The sequence below is a fragment of the Flavobacteriales bacterium genome (assembly GCA_030584065.1).
Lineage (GTDB): Bacteria > Bacteroidota > Bacteroidia > Flavobacteriales_F > PHOS-HE28 > PHOS-HE28.
In genome coordinates this window covers 2905978-2922121 of sequence record CP129489.1, presented here as the reverse complement: position 1 = coordinate 2922121, position 16144 = coordinate 2905978, and the positions used below count along the sequence as shown (strand labels likewise).

The window sequence follows — 16144 nt, the reverse complement described above, 5'->3', positions numbered from 1 at the left end:
CTGGCTTCGCCCTACGCGCTCACCCGCACCCCCTTCTTCACGCCCTTCTCCCCCAGCATCTCCTTCACCGCCTCCACCACCGCCACATCATCGATCCCACACTCCCGGTACAGCTCGGGTTGCGTGCCGTGCTCGATGAACTTGTCGGGGATGGCGAGGCGCTTCACGTGGGCGGCATAGCCATGGTCGCCCATGAACTCGAGCACCGCGCTGCCCATGCCGCCGTGCAGGGCGTGGTCCTCCACGGTGATCACGTGCTTGAACTTGCTGAAGACCTCGTGCAGCAGCAGCTCGTCGATCGGCTTCACGAAGCGCATGTCGTAATGCGCCACGCTGTAGCCTTCGGCCTCCAGGGCGTCGATGCCCTTGGCGGCCAGGTTGCCGATGTGGCCTATGGAGAGCACCGCGATGTCCGTGCCGGAGCGCAGCTTGCGGCCGGTGCCCACCTTGATGGCCTTGAAGGGCGTCTTCCACTCGGTCATCACGCCCTCGCCGCGCGGGTAACGGATGCTGAAGGGTCCCATGTCCGGCAGCTGGGCCGTGTACATCAGGTCGCGCAGCTCCTCCTCGTTCATCGGGGCGCTCACCACCATGTTGGGGATGCAGCGGAAGTAGGCGAGATCGAAGTTGCCGTGGTGCGTCGGGCCGTCGGCACCGGCCAGGCCGCCGCGGTCCAGGCAGAACACCACGTTCAGGTTCTGCAGCGCCACATCGTGCACCACCTGGTCGTAGGCGCGCTGCATGAAGGAGCTGTAGATGTTGCAGAAGGGCACCATACCCTGCGTGGCCATGCCTGCGCTGAAGGTCACCGCGTGCTGCTCGGCAATGCCCACGTCGAAGGCGCGGTCGGGCATGGCCTTCATCATGATGTTCAATGAACAGCCGGTGGGCATGGCCGGCGTGACGCCCACGATCTTCGGGTTCTTCTCGGCCAGTTCCACGATGCTGTGGCCGAACACGTCCTGGTACTTGGGCGGCTGCGGGCTCTTGGGCACCACCTTGATGATCTCGCCGGTCTCCTTGTTGAAGAGGCCCGGCGCGTGCCACACCGTGGGACTGCCCGCCTCTGCCGGTGCGTAGCCCTTGCCCTTCTTGGTGATCGTGTGCAGGATCTTCGGGCCGGGGATGTCGCGCAGGTCGCGCATCACCTTCACCAAGTGGTCCACATCGTGGCCGTCCACCGGACCGAAGTAGCGGAAGTTGAGGCTCTCGAACAGGTTGCTCTGCTTCAGCAGCGCGCTCTTCACGGCGTTCTCCACCTTCTGCACGATGCTCTGCGCGTTCGGACCGAACTTGCTCATCTTGCCGAGCAGGTTCCACACCTCGTCCTTCACCTTGTTGTAGGTGTGGCTGGTGGTGATGTCCGTGAGGTACTCCTTCAGCGCACCGACGTTCGGGTCGATGCTCATGCAGTTGTCGTTCAGGACCACCAGCATGTCGGTGCCCGCACCACCCGCGTGGTTCAGCGCCTCGAAGGCCTGTCCGGCGGTCATGGCCCCATCGCCGATCACGGCCACCATCTGGCGGTCCTTCTCACCCTTCAGCTTGCTGGCCACGGCCATGCCCAGCGCACCGCCGATGCTGGTGCTGCTGTGCCCCACGCCGAACGTGTCGTACTCGCTTTCGCTGCGCTTGGGGAAGCCGCTGAGGCCCTTGTAGATGCGATTGGTGTGGAACACCTCGCGCCGGCCGGTGAGGATCTTGTGCCCGTAGGCCTGGTGCCCCACGTCCCACACCAGCTGGTCGTAGGGCGTATTGAACACGTAGTGCAGCGCCACGGTCAGTTCCACCACGCCCAGGCTGGCGCCGAAGTGGCCGCCCTTCACGCTCACCACGTCGATGATGAAGTCGCGCAGCTCGGTGCACACCTGCTGCAGTTGCTCCTCGGGAAGGGCGCGCAGGTCGGCTGGGAACTGGATGCGCTCCAGAAGCGGGTACGAGGGGGTGGACATGGCTGGGCGGTCTGGTGACAGCAGATGGAACAAAGGTAACCGGCTGAAAGTTCGGGGGGAGCTGGAGCTCGAACGCCTGACCAGAGTTGGAATTACGGCCTTCGCACGTGTGAGCATCGCCCGAGGGACGACCTGGACTCCTTGTGTAAGGGACACAACAGCAAGGCCAGCAGCGGTCACTGGTGCATCCCGTGCCGCTCGAACCGCTCCCGATACGCTTTCTCCAGACCTTCCCGATGCTCCGGCGCCGCGATGCCGATCAGCGCTTTGGCGCGCTGCTGCAGGTTCTTGCCGTAGAGGTAGGCCACACCGTGCTCGGTGACCACGTAGTGCACGTGGGCCCGGGTGGTGACCACGCCGGCGCCCTGCTTCAGGAAGGGCACGATCTTGCTGGCGCCCTTGCCGGTGGTGCTGCACAGGGCGATGATGGGCTTGCCGCCCTCGCTCAACGCCGCCCCGCGCATGAAGTCCATCTGCCCGCCCACGCCGCTGAACTGGTAGGTGCCGATGCTGTCCGCGCACACCTGGCCGGTGAGGTCCACCTCGATGGCGCTATTGACGGCCACCACCTTGGGGTTCTCGCGGATCACCTTGGTATCGTTCACGTACTGCGCGTCGAGGAAGGTGAAGAAGGGGTTGTCGTCCACCAGGTCGTAGAGGCGGCGCATGCCGAAGGCGAAGGCGGTGGCCACCTTGCCGCGGTGCTTCTTCTTGAACTTGTTGGTGACCACGCCGCTGCGCACCAGGTCGATGATGCCGTTGGAGCACATCTCGGTGTGGATGCCCAGGTCCTTGTGGCCGCCCAATGCGCCCAGGATGGCGTCGGGGATGGCGCCGATGCCCAGCTGCAAGGTGCTGCCATCCTCCACCAAGGCGCTCACGAGCTCCGCCACGCGGCGCTCTTTGGGGCCGATCTGCGCGGCATAGTCCACCTCGGGCAGCGAGTCGTTCACCTCCACCAACGCGGCGAAGCGGCTGATGTGCACATGGCCGTCGCCGAGGGTGCGGGGCATGTTCGGGTTCACCTGCGCGATCACGGTGCGGGCGTTGCGCATGGCGCTGCGCGCCACGTCCACGCTCACGCCCAGGGAGCAGAAGCCGTGGCGATCGGGCGGCGACACATGCACCAATGCCACGTCGAGCGGCAGGATGCCCTTCTCGAAGAGGCGGGGAATCTCGCTCAGGAAGACGGGCACGTAATCGCCGTAAGGCCCATCCACCGTGCTGCGCATGTTGGCGCTGACGAAGAGCGCGTTCAGGTAGAAGGGTCCCTGTACCTCGGGGCGGTCGAAGCCGAGGTCGCCGAAGGTGCTGATGGCGGTGAGCTCCACATCGTGCAGCTCGGCATGGCGGTCCAACAGGGCATGCACCAGGCGCACGGGGGTGGCGGCGCTGCCGTGGATGAAGACGCGGTCGCCGTTGTTCACCAAGCGCACGGCCTCAGAGGCGGACATCCAGGGGAGGGACATGCCACGAAGGTCGGGCCCAGGGCGGCAAGGCCATAGGGCCACCAGCAACAATCCCGAGGCGTGCCCGGGTACCGAACCGGCCATTCAGGCTTTTTGGCGAGGGAGTCGCGCCGAAATATTTTCCATGGAATATATTTGCGCCATCAAGGTTGATCCCATTCACCTAGGCGAAGCCGCCATGACCAACACCGTCCTGCACAAAGCCACCACCCGCGGGCATGCGAACCACGGCTGGCTGGACACCTACCACACCTTCAGCTTCGGCCACTACTACGATCCGGAGCGCATGCACTTCGGAGCCCTGCGCGTGCTGAATGATGATACCGTAGCGCCGGGCATGGGCTTCGGCACGCACCCGCACGACAACATGGAGATCATCTCCATCCCGTTGGAGGGCGATCTGGAGCACAAGGACAGCATGGGCAACACGCAGGTGATCCGCCACGGCGACATCCAGGTGATGAGCGCCGGCAGCGGCATCACGCACAGCGAGAAGAACCTGAACCGCGACCGGCTCACGCGCTTTTTGCAGATCTGGGTCTTCCCCAACAAGCGCAACGTGGCGCCGCGCTACGACCAGATCACCCTCGACCCGGAGGCGCGCCGCAACCGCTTCCAGCAGATCGTCTCGCCCAACGCGGACGATGCCGGCGTATGGATCCACCAGGATGCCTGGTTCCACCTGGGGCGGTTCGACGCGGGACAAGGCGCGTCCTATGCGTTGAAGCGGCCCGGCAACGGCGTCTATGCCTTCGTGATCGAGGGCAGCGCCACGGTGAATGGCCAGGAACTGGAGCGCCGCGACGGCTTCGGCCTCTGGGATGCGGCCGGTTTCGATGTGAAGGCCGGGAACAACGGAGTCGAGCTGTTGTTGATGGAAGTGCCGATGCAACTGAACTGAACCCAACCCATCGCCATGGACCGCAAGGATTTCCTCCGCAAGAGCCTTCTGGGCACAGGCATGCTCGTGAGCGGCACGGCTGCCGCCCAGCTGATGCAGAACGACATCGACGAGATCAAACCGCTGGAGCCGGTGGGCTTCGACCACCTCCCGCCAACACCCCCTGAACGCATGGGCAACATGGTATTGCACCGCGCCAGCGAGCGCGGCACCGCCGACCACGGCTGGCTGAAGGCCAACTTCAGCTTCAGCTTCGCCAACTGGTACGACCCCACCCGCATGCACTTCGGCGTGCTGCGCGTGATGAATGACGACATCATCGCCGCCGGGAAGGGCTTCGGCACGCACCCGCACGACAACATGGAGATCATCACGATCCCCCTGAAGGGCGCGCTGCAGCACAAGGACAGCATGGGCAACACCAGCATCATCCACGCGGGCGATGTGCAGGTGATGAGCGCCGGCACGGGCATCCTGCACAGCGAGTTCAACCCGTACAACGACCGCGACGCGAACACCCTGCAGATCTGGCTCTTCCCCAAGAAGCGGCAGGTGACGCCCCGCTACCAGCAGCTGACGCTGGACCCGAAGGACCGCGTGAACAAATGGCAGCAGGTGCTCTCGCCGAGCCCCGATGACGCCGGCGTGTGGATCCACCAGGACGCCTGGTTCCACATCGGGAAGTTCGACGCGAACAAGAAGACCAGCTACGCCGTGAAGCGCACCGGCAACGGGGTGTACGCATTCGTGATCGAGGGCAGCACCACCATCAACGGGCAGCCCCTCGGCAAGCGCGACGCGCTGGGCGTTTGGGACACCGATGCGCTGAGCGTGGAGGCGGGCCCGAACGGAGCGGAGATCCTGCTCCAGGATGTCCCGATGCAACTGTAGCGGCGAGGCATGCCTCGCCAATACCGTTGCAATGAACCTGATTATACCCTATGAACCCCACCCTCGAACTCAAGGAAGCGCGCACCGAGCACGATGTGCTTCCGCTGATCCGTCGGCGTTTCAGCCCGCGCGCCTTCACCAGTGAGCCGCTCACGGACGATGAGCTGCTCACCCTGGTCGAGGCCGCCCATTGGGCGCCGAGCAGCATGAATGAGCAGCCCTGGCGCTTCCGTTACGCGCATCGCGGTTCGGTAGCTTTCGATGCCTTGCGCGCCACGCTCTCCACGGGCAACCAGCCTTGGGCCCCGAATGCCGCGGCAGTGATCGCCATCAGTGGCATGAAGCTCCACGCGCGGAACCAGGCGCCCAACGCCACTTGGGCCTTTGACACCGGCATGGCCGTGGGCAACCTCCTGGCGCAGGCCACCGCCATGGGCATCTACGGCCATCTGCTGGGCGGCTTCAACCACGCGGCCGCGAACGAGGCGCTGGGCATCAACACCGCGGAGGAGGGCCTCATCTGCCTGCTGGTGCTGGGTCGCCTGGGAGATGCGGACAGCCTGCCCGAGCCATTCCTCACGCGGGAGCGCACGCCGCGCTCGCGCAAGCCGCTCAGCGAGATCGCCCAGCGCATCTGAACCGAACCATCGGGCCGCATGCGCCCGGCATCACGAACCGAAACAACCAACAGAACATGGAAACCGCCACCGCGACCACCACCAAATGGGGCATCGATGCCTCGCACAGCGAAGTGCTTTTCAAGGTGAAGCACCTCATGATCAGCACCGTCACCGGGAGCTTCAAGGAATTCGGTGCCGATGCCGAGCTGGAGGGCGACGACCTGGCCAACGCCAAGGTGAGCTTCTGGGCCAATACCGCCAGCATCTTCACCAACGACGAGAAGCGGGATGGCCACCTGCGCAGCGCCGACTTCTTCGATAGCGAGCAATTCCCGAAGCTCACCTTCAAGAGCACCCGCATCGAAGGCAGCGGCAGCAGCTGGAAGGTGACCGGCGAGCTCACCATCAAGGATGTGACCAAGCCCGTTACGCTCGACGTGGAGTGGAGCGGCATGGCCAAGGATCCCTGGGGCAACACCAAGGCCGGTCTGCAGCTCAGCGGCCGGATCGATCGCAAGGAGTGGGGCCTCACCTGGAACGCGGCCCTGGAAGCGGGCGGCGTGCTGGTGAGCGACGAGGTGCGCATCCAGTGCGAGGTGCAGCTGGCCAAGCAGGGCTGAGCCGCAGCGGACGCTGATGAGCAGGGAAGGCCCCGGCGACTGCCGGGGCCTTCCGTTTTGCGCGGCCTTCTGCTCCGCTCGGCTCAGGCGTCCGGAGTCAAGATGCTGGCAATCGTGAAACTGGTGCGCTCGTTTCGCGCAGCCTGGTGCCAGGGTTCAACCCGGTCCGTAGGATTGCAGTGGGAGTTGCCGTGCATGAGCCCTTGCGCGCATCTTTGACTCAGCGCAATTGCGCCCCCCGCATGAGCCGACACCTTTTGCTGAACCTCATCCTGGGCGCGGCCCTGCTCTTCAGCCTGGCCATCGACTTCTCATTGACGCGCAAATACGGCGGCGTTGACCTGCGCGACAAGGTCGTCGGCGCCCGTAGCCTGATCGCCGGCCGTTCCATGTACTTCAGCCCATGGCGACCGGGTGAACCCGAGCGATTCGCCGATCCCATGGTGCCGCCCGGGGCGACGATGACGCGCTATACCGGCACGCCGTTTCAATCGCTCGTGATGGCCCCGCTGGGCGCTCTCCCGTTCGGGGCGGCGCGCCTGCCTTGGCTGGTGCTGCAGTACGCGCTGCTGCTTCTGACCGTCGTCCTGGCCCGCAGCGCCTTCGCCGGAACCGGATGGCCCGGCGCCTTGGTGGCCGGCATCGTGCTGGTGGCGCTGCTGGCATCCACTTCATGGCGCCTGCACGTGGAGCGGGGCCAGGTGTACGTGATCTTCGCCGCCCTGATCGCCGGGCTGTTCTGGAGCTTGGCGAAGGCACGGCATCTGCTCACCGGCGCGCTGGCCGCGGCCCTCGTGCTCTTCAAGCCCACCTACGCGTTCCTGCTGCTGCCGCTGGTGCTTCGTGTGAATGCGCGCATGCTTATCGGCGCAGTGGCGATGGTTGGCGCCAGCGCCGCCGTCTTCGCGATCATCCCGAATGGCCTGCTCGCCTGGTCGGAGTATCTGGAGGCCATGCGCATCTGGAGCACCATGCCAGGCCTCGGCGCGCCCCCCAGCACCGACCCCGGGGCCTTCGCCTATCCTTCGCTGATTGAGGGCCTCGCCAACCTGCGGGAGCATCATGCCATGGAGTTCGAGAACGGCTCCATCGCTGCTGTGCTGCTCGCTGTGGTCGGGCTATCGCTGTCCGGCTGGCTGCCATGGGTGGCGTACGGCACGGTGCTCCTGACGGGGCTGCTGCTGCTGCGCCGGAATGCGGCACGGGCCTCGGCTGAGCACCTGCTCCTCCTAGGCTTCATCGCGTGGACCGTGCTCATGATGCTGCTGCCGACACCGCGTTTCGACTACCAGCTGGTGCATTGGGTGGCGCCGGCGCTCCTGGTGGTGCTCGGCGGCCAGCGCAGGCCTTTCATGCTGGATGCAATGCTCCTCGTGGCGGCAGGGCTGGTCGTCGGCGCCTGGTCCATCCTGCCGGTGGACATCCTGCTGGCGGAGGGCCTTCTGCTCGTGGTCTGCGCCTGGGTGCTGGTGGCATCGGGCCGTCAGGTGGCACCAAAGGCCGCAAGTTGAGCCATGGCCCGCACGAGGACGCTCACGCGCGATGAGGTGCTTCGCCTGCGGCGCGCGGCCGTTTCACGCGCGGATGGTGCCGATCAAGCGGTGCGCGGCGCGCTGGAGCGGCCCCTGGGAAGCACGGCAGCCATCAAGGAGCTGCATGATCTGCTGCTGTTCCTTGAGGCATATCCCACGAGCGCCGAGCAGCATCGCATCGCCGTGACCGGCATGCGGCGCTTCCGGCAGCGCCTGCACGAGCGGATTACCGATGATGCCCGCCTGCGCGAAGCCCTGCAGGACAGCGGGCTCGCAGGCGGTGATGTGGTTGGATCCTATTCCTACACGATGGTCCGCTGGCTGTTGAAGCATTGGCCGGCACCGGTGCTCCTGCATGACCTGGATGCGTCGGCGGAGCAGCTATCCCTGCTCGTGCGGCCGCTGCTCACCCCGCCTGAGCAGGAAGCCCTGGATCAGTGCGGCGGTGATGCGGCCGAACTGCTGGCCGCGCTCTTCGGCGCTGGCGGACAGGCCCAGCTAAAGGGCCTGGTGCAGGCGCTGGCCGGCGGCGACATGGGCCAAGGACAGCGCGAGGCCCTGTTCAATGCCCTGTCCTGTTACGTGCGCATCGTTGGGAGCCCGAAGGCCCCCTCGCTGTCCACCTTGCGGTTCGTGGCGGAAGCGCCAAGCTTCCATCCGGGTCCGTTGCAGCGGTCGGTGGATGTGCCGGCCCTGCTGGCACGGCCGGTGGAGCCGCCATTGCCGCTGACGGCCGGCGCCCATCGGCGATTGATCGCCACCGCCCGGCAGGTGCTCGCGCTCATGCAGCGCGAGACCGATCCGGTGACGTATGCGCAACGCGCTGAGCTGCATGCCATGGGGCGGGGTCTCACCATCGCGCTCTTCCACATGGATCCTGCGCATCGCCTCTCGCTGGAGAGCTACGTGGGCTTCATGGCCTTCAAGAATGGTGTGCCGATGGCCTATGGTGGCGCCTGGGTCTTCCCCGGCCGCACCAAGGTGGGCATCAACGTGTTCCCGGCGCTCCGCGGAGGGGAGAGCGCATGGTTCTTCGCGCAGCTGCTGCGGCTGTACCATCAGCGCTTCAGCGTGCCGCTCTTCGAGGCGGAGAATTACCAGCTGGGCCATGGCAATCCGGACGGCCTGAGGAGTGGCGCCTACTGGTTCTACTACCGGCTCGGATTCAGGCCATGGAACGAGCGGCTCGCGCGCATCGCGGCCCGTGAGGCGAAGCGCTTGGGCAGCCAGCCCGGCTATGAGGTTCCGCTGCCACTGCTCAAGGAGCTGGTGGCCGATGGGCTGGTCCTGCGCATCCGGGACGATGAGGGTCAGCCGATGGTGGATACCGCCGCTCTGGTGCACGCGGCCGGGGCATTGGCCGGGGCCGCAGGCGACCGGCCCCGCGCCTTGAGGGATGCCCGTGCGAGGGCCCGACGCATGCTCGGAGTTCCGGATGCGGCAGCCAAGCGCGCGGCGCTTGAGGACTGGGCGCTGCCGCTGGCCCTGATCGATGACCTGGAGCGCTGGCCTGTTGCCGATCGGCGGTGCATCGCGCGGGCGTTGGCCTTGAGGTCCGCGGGTACCGAGCATGGCTATCAGGAGGCGCTTCGCCGTTGCACGCGGCTGCTGCACGCGTGGGCAGAGGCCGGTGGCCAAGGGTGATGAACGTCACGCGCCGCGCGCCGTGCCGGGCTCATCTTCGGGTTCCAATTCCTACTGACCATGGCAACCGTGCATCACGACGTGCTCATCATCGGCGGCGGCACAGGCGGCATCATGACCGCTGCCCAACTGCGCCGCAAGGAGAAGAAGCTCAGCATTGCTGTGATGGACCCTGCCAAGGACCATTGGTACCAGCCGGCGTGGACGCTTGTGGCGGCCGGCGCCTTCGACATGAAGGTCACGCGCCGCGATGAGGCCGGTGTCATACCGCCCGGTGTGGTCCACATCAAGGAGCATGCGGCCGTATTCGAGCCGGAGGCGAATACCGTGCGCACGAAGGAGGGCAATGCCTACACGTACGGCCACCTGGTGGTGGCGCCGGGCATTCAGATGAACATCGATGACCTGCCCGGCCTCCGCGAGGCGCTGGCCACCGACAAGGTGTGCAGCAACTACCTGGATCCGGAGAAGACGAAGCGGGTGATGACCGCCTTCAAAGGGGGAGTGGCCGTGTTCACGCAGCCCAGCACGCCCATCAAATGCGGCGGGGCCCCGCAGAAGGCGGTATACCTGGCGGATGAGTTCTTCCGGCGCAGTGGCGTGCGCGACAAGACCAAGCTCGTCTTCGCCACGCCCGGCTCGGTGATCTTCGGCGTGCAGCCCTTCCGCGCGGCGCTGGAGGACGTGATCCGCAAGAAGGAGATCATCTTCAAGGCTTTCTACAACCCCGTGCGCATCGACCCGGTGAAGCAGGAGATCCACTTCAAGTGGAGCAAGCCCGGCGACAACCACTGCGTGATCACCGAGGAACAGGGCCTGCCGGAGAAGATCGAGGGGGAGAGCACGATTGTGATGAAGTACGACATGCTGCACCTGGCACCGCCGCAGAGCGCGCCCGACTTCGTGCGCGACTCGCCCTTGGCCTATGCCGACGGACCCAACAAGGGCTGGCTGGAGGTGGACATCAACACCCTGCAGCACAAGCGCTACGCCAACATCTTCGGGCTGGGCGATGCCGCCGCGCTGCCCACGGCCAAGACCGGCGCGGCCATCCGCAAGCAGGCCCCCGTGGTGGTGGCCAACATCCTGCAGCGCATCAAGGACGGTCTGCTCTCACCCGCCAAGTACGAGGGTTACAGCAGCTGTCCGCTGGTGACCGGCTATGGCAAGATGCTGCTGGCCGAGTTCAAGTACGACAACGTGCGCGACAGCGACCCCTTGCTCAGCAAGCTCTTCGATACCAGCAAGCCCTTGTGGAGCATGTGGGTGCTGAAGAAGCACGTGCTGCCCTGGCTGTACTGGAACCGGATGCTGAAGGGAACGATGTAGGCCTGCGCCCAGCACCTACCTTCACCGGGCATGAAGAAAATCAACGACACCACGATCGCCTTGCTGATCGATGGTGACAACGCGGCACCCAAGCGGCTGGCCGCGATCCTGGAGGAAGTAAGCAAGCAGGGCACCATCACCATCCGGCGCATCTACGGCGACTGGACCACGCAGGGGATGAGCGGGTGGAAGGAGCTGCTGAACAGCAACGCCATCCAGCCCGTACAGCAGTTCGCCTACACGAAGGGCAAGAACAGCACGGACAGCGCGCTGATCATCGACGCCATGGACATCCTGCACGGCGAGCTGGTGGATGCCTTCTGCATCGTGAGCAGTGATAGTGACTACACGCGGCTGGCGACCCGGCTGCGAGAGAGCGGCCTCTTCGTGATGGGCGTGGGCGAGAAGAAGACCCCGGATGCCTTCGTGAAGGCCTGCGAGCGCTTTATCTATGTGGAGAACCTGGATGTGCAGGAACCGTTGGGTGCAGTAGCCATATCCTCGGGTGCCGGTGCCCGGTCCGGTTCAAAGCGCAGCACTTCCTCGGCGAAGGCCCAGCCGGTGGAACTCTCGCAGAACGCAGAGCTCATGCGCAAGCTGCGGAAGGCCTTCAACATCGCCAAGGGCGAGGAGGAAGTCGCCTCGCTCAGCCTCATCGGCCAGGCCCTGCGCCGCCTCGACCCCGGCTTCGACCCGCGAAGCTACGGCCATGCCTCCTTATCCTCGCTGGTGAACGCCTTGAAGGACCAACTCGACATCCGGCGCGAGGAGAAGGGCAATGCGGTGATGGTGCGGTTCCGGGGGTGAAGGGTGTGCCGTAGCTTGGTGACACCATGGCCGGCAGCATCTTCGACGACCGGGAGCGCAGCGCCTTGTTCGCCCGCCTCGACCGACTGCGCGCCGAGGACCGGCCGCAGTGGGGCGTGATGAGCGCGGCGCAGATGGTGCGCCACCTGCGCGAGGCCATCCGCATGTACACCGGCGAGCTCGACGCCCCTGACCGCAGCACCTGGCGCACGCGCACCCTCTTCCGGTGGATGACGCTGGCCGGAGCGCTGCCGCCCAAGTCCGCGTTGGCGAAGGACCCACCGCGGACCTTCAAGGTGATTGACGTGGTGCGCTCGGGCATCGCCACCAGCGGGCTGGACGAGGAGCGGCGCATGCTGCGGGACGTCACGGAAGCCGCCATCCGGGACCAGCGCTGGGCCGGGCGCCATCCCCTGTTCGGCCGGATGAGCGCAACGGACTGGGGCCGCCTAATGCACACGCACATGGCCTACCACCTGCGCCAGTTCGGGGTCTAGCGGACGGGCGTGTGAGGGGCGTACGGCTATCTTTGCGGCCCCGTAGAAAAGCCCTGATGGACAAGCGTTTCCCGCAGTACGACGAGCTCGACCTGCCCAAGGTCGCCGAGGAGGTGTTGACCCAGTGGGAGGCCGAGGACACCTTCGGCCAAAGCCTCGAACTGCGCAAGGACGCACCGCCCTTCGTGTTCTACGAGGGCCCGCCCAGCGCCAACGGCCTGCCCGGCATCCACCATGTGATGGCGCGCACCATCAAGGACATCTTCTGCCGCTACCAGACGCAGAAGGGCCACCGCGTGGACCGCAAGGCCGGCTGGGACACCCACGGCCTGCCCATCGAACTGGGCGTGGAGAAGGAGCTGGGCATCACCAAGGAGGACATCGGCAAGACCATCAGCATCGAGGAGTACAATGCCGCGTGCAAGAAGGCCGTGATGCGCTACACCGATGTGTGGAACGACCTCACCAAGCGCATCGGCTTCTGGCTCGACCTGGAGCATCCCTACGTCACCTACCACACCAAGTACATCGAGAGCGTGTGGCACCTGTTGAAGCAGCTGTACGACCAGGACCTGCTGTACAAGGGCTACACCATCCAGCCTTACAGCCCTGCGGCCGGTACCGGGCTTTCTTCGCACGAGCTGAACCAGCCCGGCACCTACAAGCCGGTGAAGGACACCAGCGTGGTGGCGCAGTTCAAGGTGAAGCAGGATGCCAGCAGCGAATGGCTCTTCAAGGACGCGTTCGGGGAGGTCTTCATCCTCGCGTGGACGACCACGCCGTGGACCCTGCCCAGCAACTGCGCGCTCACCGTGGGCCCCAAGCTGGACTATGTGCGCGTGAAGACCTTCAACCCCTACACGCACGCACCGCAGACCGTGGTACTGGCGAAGGCCCGGTTGAACGCGTACTTCAAGGAGGACAACAAGGACGCTTCGTTCGAGGACTACAAGAAGGACGGGAAGCACATCCCCTGGAGCATCCTCGATGAGTTCTATGGCCACCAGCTGGAAGGCATCCGCTACGAACAGCTTCTTCCTTACGCGACACCGGAAGGCGGTGATGCCTTCAAGGTGATCGGTGGCGACTTCGTGACCACGGAGGACGGCACCGGCGTGGTCCATACGGCACCCAGCTTCGGCGCGGACGACCAGCGCGTGGCGCGGCAGCACGGCATCGGATCGCTGACGTTGGTGGACCTGCGCGGCCGCTTCAAGCCCGAGGTGACCGACTTCTCGGGCGAGTATGTGAAGGCCGAATACCTCAGCGCGGAGGAACAGGCTGCCGAAGCGAAGAAGCAGGGGCGCGACAAGTACCTCAGCGTGGACGAGCGCATCGCCATCAAGCTGAAGACCGAGGGCCGCGCCTTCAAGGTGGAGAAGTACGAGCACAACTACCCGCACTGCTGGCGCACCGACAAGCCCGTACTCTACTACCCGCTCGACAGCTGGTTCGTCCGTGTCACCGCGAAAAAGGACCGCTTGATCGCACTCAACAAGACCATCACCTGGAAGCCCGAGAGCACCGGAACGGGCCGCTTCGGCAACTGGCTGGAGAACCTGCAGGACTGGAACCTCAGCCGCAGCCGCTACTGGGGCATCCCGCTGCCTATCTGGCGCACGGAGGATGGTAGCGAGGAGCTCTGCATCGGTTCGTTGCAGCAGTTGAAGGAGGAGATTGCCAAGGCCGTGAAGGCCGGCGTGATGGCGGCCGACCCCTACGCTGCCTTCGTTCCCGGCGACATGAGCGATGCCAACTACGACCGCATCGACATTCACCGTCCGTACGTGGACCACATCGTGCTGGTGAGCCCGAGTGGCAAGCCCATGCGCCGCGAGACGGACCTGATCGACGTTTGGTTCGACAGCGGCGCGATGCCTTACGCGCAGTGGCACTACCCCTTCGAGAACGAGGCCACCTTCAAGGAGAAGTTCCCCGCAGCCTTCATCGCAGAAGGAGTGGACCAGACGCGCGGCTGGTTCTACACGCTCCACGCCATCGCCACGCTCACGCAGGATAGCGTGGCCTATAAGACCGTGGTGAGCAATGGCTTGGTGCTCGACAAGGTGGGCCAGAAGATGAGCAAGCGCCTGGGCAACGCGGTGGATCCCTTCAAGACGCTGGACCAGTACGGCGCCGACGCGGTGCGCTGGTACATGATCAGCAACGCCTCGCCATGGGATAACCTGAAGTTCGACGCCGAGGGCATCACCGAGGTGCAGCGCAAGTTCTTCCGCGCGCTCTTCAACACCTACAACTTCTTCGCGCTGTACGCCAACATCGACGGCTACGACGGCAAGGGTGAAGCGACCCTCACCGAGAGCGACCGCTGGATCCTGTCTCGCCTCAACAGCGTGCTGAAGCTGGCCGATGCCAGCTACGCCGACTACGAGCCCACCATCGCCGCGCGCGCCATCCAGGACTTCGTGGTGGAGGACCTCAGCAACTGGTACGTGCGCCTCAACCGCCGCCGCTTCTGGAAAGGCGAGCTCGGTGCCGACAAGAACGCCGCGTTCCGAACGCTGCACCGCTGCCTGGAAGTGATCGCGATGCTCAGCGCGCCCATCGCGCCCTTCTTCAGCGACCGCCTGTACCGCGACCTGAAGGGCACGAGCGTTCACCTGAGCGATTGGCCGAAGCACGACGGGTCGCTCATCGACACCGAGCTCGAGCAGCGCACTGCGCTCGCGCAGAAGCTCACCTCGCTCGTGCTCAGCATCCGCAAGAAGGAAGGGCACCGTGTGCGCCAGCCCTTGCAGAAGATGCTGGTGCCCGTGACCGACGCGGCGATGCGCACGCGCTTGGAGGCCATCCGCGACCTCGTGCTGAGCGAGGTGAACGTAAAGGAGCTGGTGATCCTTGACGCCAGCGAGAGCAAGCTCACCAAGAAGATCAAGCCCGACTTCAAGAAGCTGGGTGCGCGCATGGGCAAGCTGATGAAGAGCGTGGCCGTTGCGGTGAACGGATTTTCGCAAGCGCAGATCGCCGAGCTGGAGGCGAACGGCCGCATGAAGCTGAGCGTGGAGGGCCAGGAGGTGGAGCTGCTGCGCGACGACGTGGAGATCACCGCCGAGAACGTGCCGGGGCTGAGCGTGGCCAGCGATGGGGCGCTCACCGTGGCGCTCGACATCACCCTCACCGACGAGCTGGTGCAGGAGGGCATCGCCCGCGAGCTGGTGAGCCGGATCCAGACCCTCCGGAAGGAGAGCGGCTTCGAGGTGACCGACCGAGTACAGCTGCACATCCACGCGGGCGGGGACGAACGGGTGGCCCGGGCCGTCCGCAGCCATGCCGGCTGGATCCTCTCCGAGACCCTTGCGTTAACGGCTGAGGACCAGCTCCTTGTGAGCCACCTGCCTGCGGAAGGCCCGGGAGTGCACGAGGTGGAGTTGGACGAGGTCCGGCGCTGCGCGCTTTCCCTTGTCAGGTCAGCGAACTGAAGGGGGACCGTCTATATTTGCGGATCTTTAACCCGACCCCTATCGTCATGGCCAAGAAACCCGCGAAGAAGCCGGCCAAGCCCGTGAAAAAGGCTGCCGTCAAGAAAGCTGCCAAGCCTGCGAAGGTGAGCAAGCCGGCCGCGAAGCCCAAGGCCAAGTCGAAGCGAGCGAAAGCGGCCAAGCCGGTCGTGAAGAAGCCAGCGCCGAAGAAAGTGGTCGCCAAGAAGCCGGCGGTGAAGAAACCTGCTGCCAAGCCGGTGGCGAAGAAGCCCGTTCCGAAGGCTCCGGTGAAGCCGGTTGCCAAAAAGGCTTCTGCTGTCGCTACGAAGAAGCCGGTCGCAAAGCCGGTACCGAAACCTGTGGTGAAGGCCGTCTCCAAACCGACCCCTGCACCAAAACCGGCTCCGGCACCCAAAACCTCGCCCATCGCTGCGAAGCCTGC

At 65.2% G+C, this 16144-nt stretch carries 12 protein-coding genes; 10 read left to right on the top strand and 2 right to left on the bottom strand.

All coding sequences use genetic code 11. From position 1 onward, the window contains the following. Nucleotides 1–11 precede the first annotated feature (11 nt). Both dxs and QY325_12285 read right to left on the bottom strand, forming a co-directional pair. On the bottom strand, nt 12–1952 hold the full coding sequence (gene dxs / locus QY325_12290) for a 1-deoxy-D-xylulose-5-phosphate synthase (GenBank protein WKZ65537.1): 1941 nt from the start codon (nt 1950–1952) through the stop codon (nt 12–14). 176 nt (nt 1953–2128) lie between these two features. Further along, complete coding sequence (locus QY325_12285; GenBank protein WKZ65536.1) at nt 2129–3421, bottom strand: acetyl-CoA hydrolase/transferase C-terminal domain-containing protein; 1293 nt, start codon at nt 3419–3421, stop codon at nt 2129–2131. A 178-nt stretch (nt 3422–3599) separates the two neighbouring features. Between QY325_12285 and QY325_12280 the strand changes: the two genes are divergently transcribed. The 10 genes from QY325_12280 to ileS all read left to right on the top strand — a co-directional run bounded on the left by QY325_12280 (nt 3600) and on the right by ileS (nt 15702). Beyond that, nucleotides 3600–4322, top strand: coding sequence for a pirin family protein (locus QY325_12280; protein WKZ65535.1), 723 nt, complete (start codon nt 3600–3602; stop codon nt 4320–4322). A 171-nt stretch (nt 4323–4493) separates the two neighbouring features. Beyond that, on the top strand, nt 4494–5213 hold the full coding sequence (locus tag QY325_12275) for a pirin family protein (protein WKZ67982.1): 720 nt from the start codon (nt 4494–4496) through the stop codon (nt 5211–5213). Nucleotides 5214–5263: 50 nt separating this feature from the next. Next, nucleotides 5264–5851, top strand: coding sequence for a nitroreductase family protein (locus tag QY325_12270; protein ID WKZ65534.1), 588 nt, complete (start codon nt 5264–5266; stop codon nt 5849–5851). 56 nt (nt 5852–5907) lie between these two features. Beyond that, nucleotides 5908–6453 (top strand): YceI family protein, encoded by a 546-nt coding sequence (locus tag QY325_12265; protein WKZ65533.1) that lies wholly within the window; start codon nt 5908–5910, stop codon nt 6451–6453. A gap of 242 nt (nt 6454–6695) precedes the next feature. After that, the gene (locus tag QY325_12260) at nt 6696–7964 is read left to right on the top strand and encodes a glycosyltransferase family 87 protein (protein WKZ65532.1); all 1269 of its coding nucleotides are present in this window, start codon (nt 6696–6698) and stop codon (nt 7962–7964) included. A gap of 3 nt (nt 7965–7967) precedes the next feature. Next, nucleotides 7968–9629 carry a hypothetical protein gene (locus QY325_12255; GenBank protein ID WKZ65531.1) on the top strand — a complete coding sequence of 554 codons (1662 nt, stop codon included), beginning with the start codon at nt 7968–7970 and terminating at the stop codon, nt 9627–9629. A 60-nt stretch (nt 9630–9689) separates the two neighbouring features. Further along, nucleotides 9690–10958, top strand: coding sequence for an FAD/NAD(P)-binding oxidoreductase (locus QY325_12250; protein ID WKZ65530.1), 1269 nt, complete (start codon nt 9690–9692; stop codon nt 10956–10958). Between the two features lie 30 nt (nt 10959–10988). After that, nucleotides 10989–11765, top strand: coding sequence for an NYN domain-containing protein (locus QY325_12245; protein WKZ65529.1), 777 nt, complete (start codon nt 10989–10991; stop codon nt 11763–11765). Between the two features lie 26 nt (nt 11766–11791). After that, entirely contained in the window at nt 11792–12262 is a 471-nt protein-coding gene (locus QY325_12240) for a DUF1569 domain-containing protein (GenBank protein WKZ65528.1), read from the top strand. Nucleotides 12263–12318: 56 nt separating this feature from the next. Further along, nucleotides 12319–15702 (top strand): isoleucine--tRNA ligase, encoded by a 3384-nt coding sequence (gene ileS / locus QY325_12235; GenBank protein WKZ65527.1) that lies wholly within the window; start codon nt 12319–12321, stop codon nt 15700–15702. Nucleotides 15703–16144: the final 442 nt, after the last annotated feature.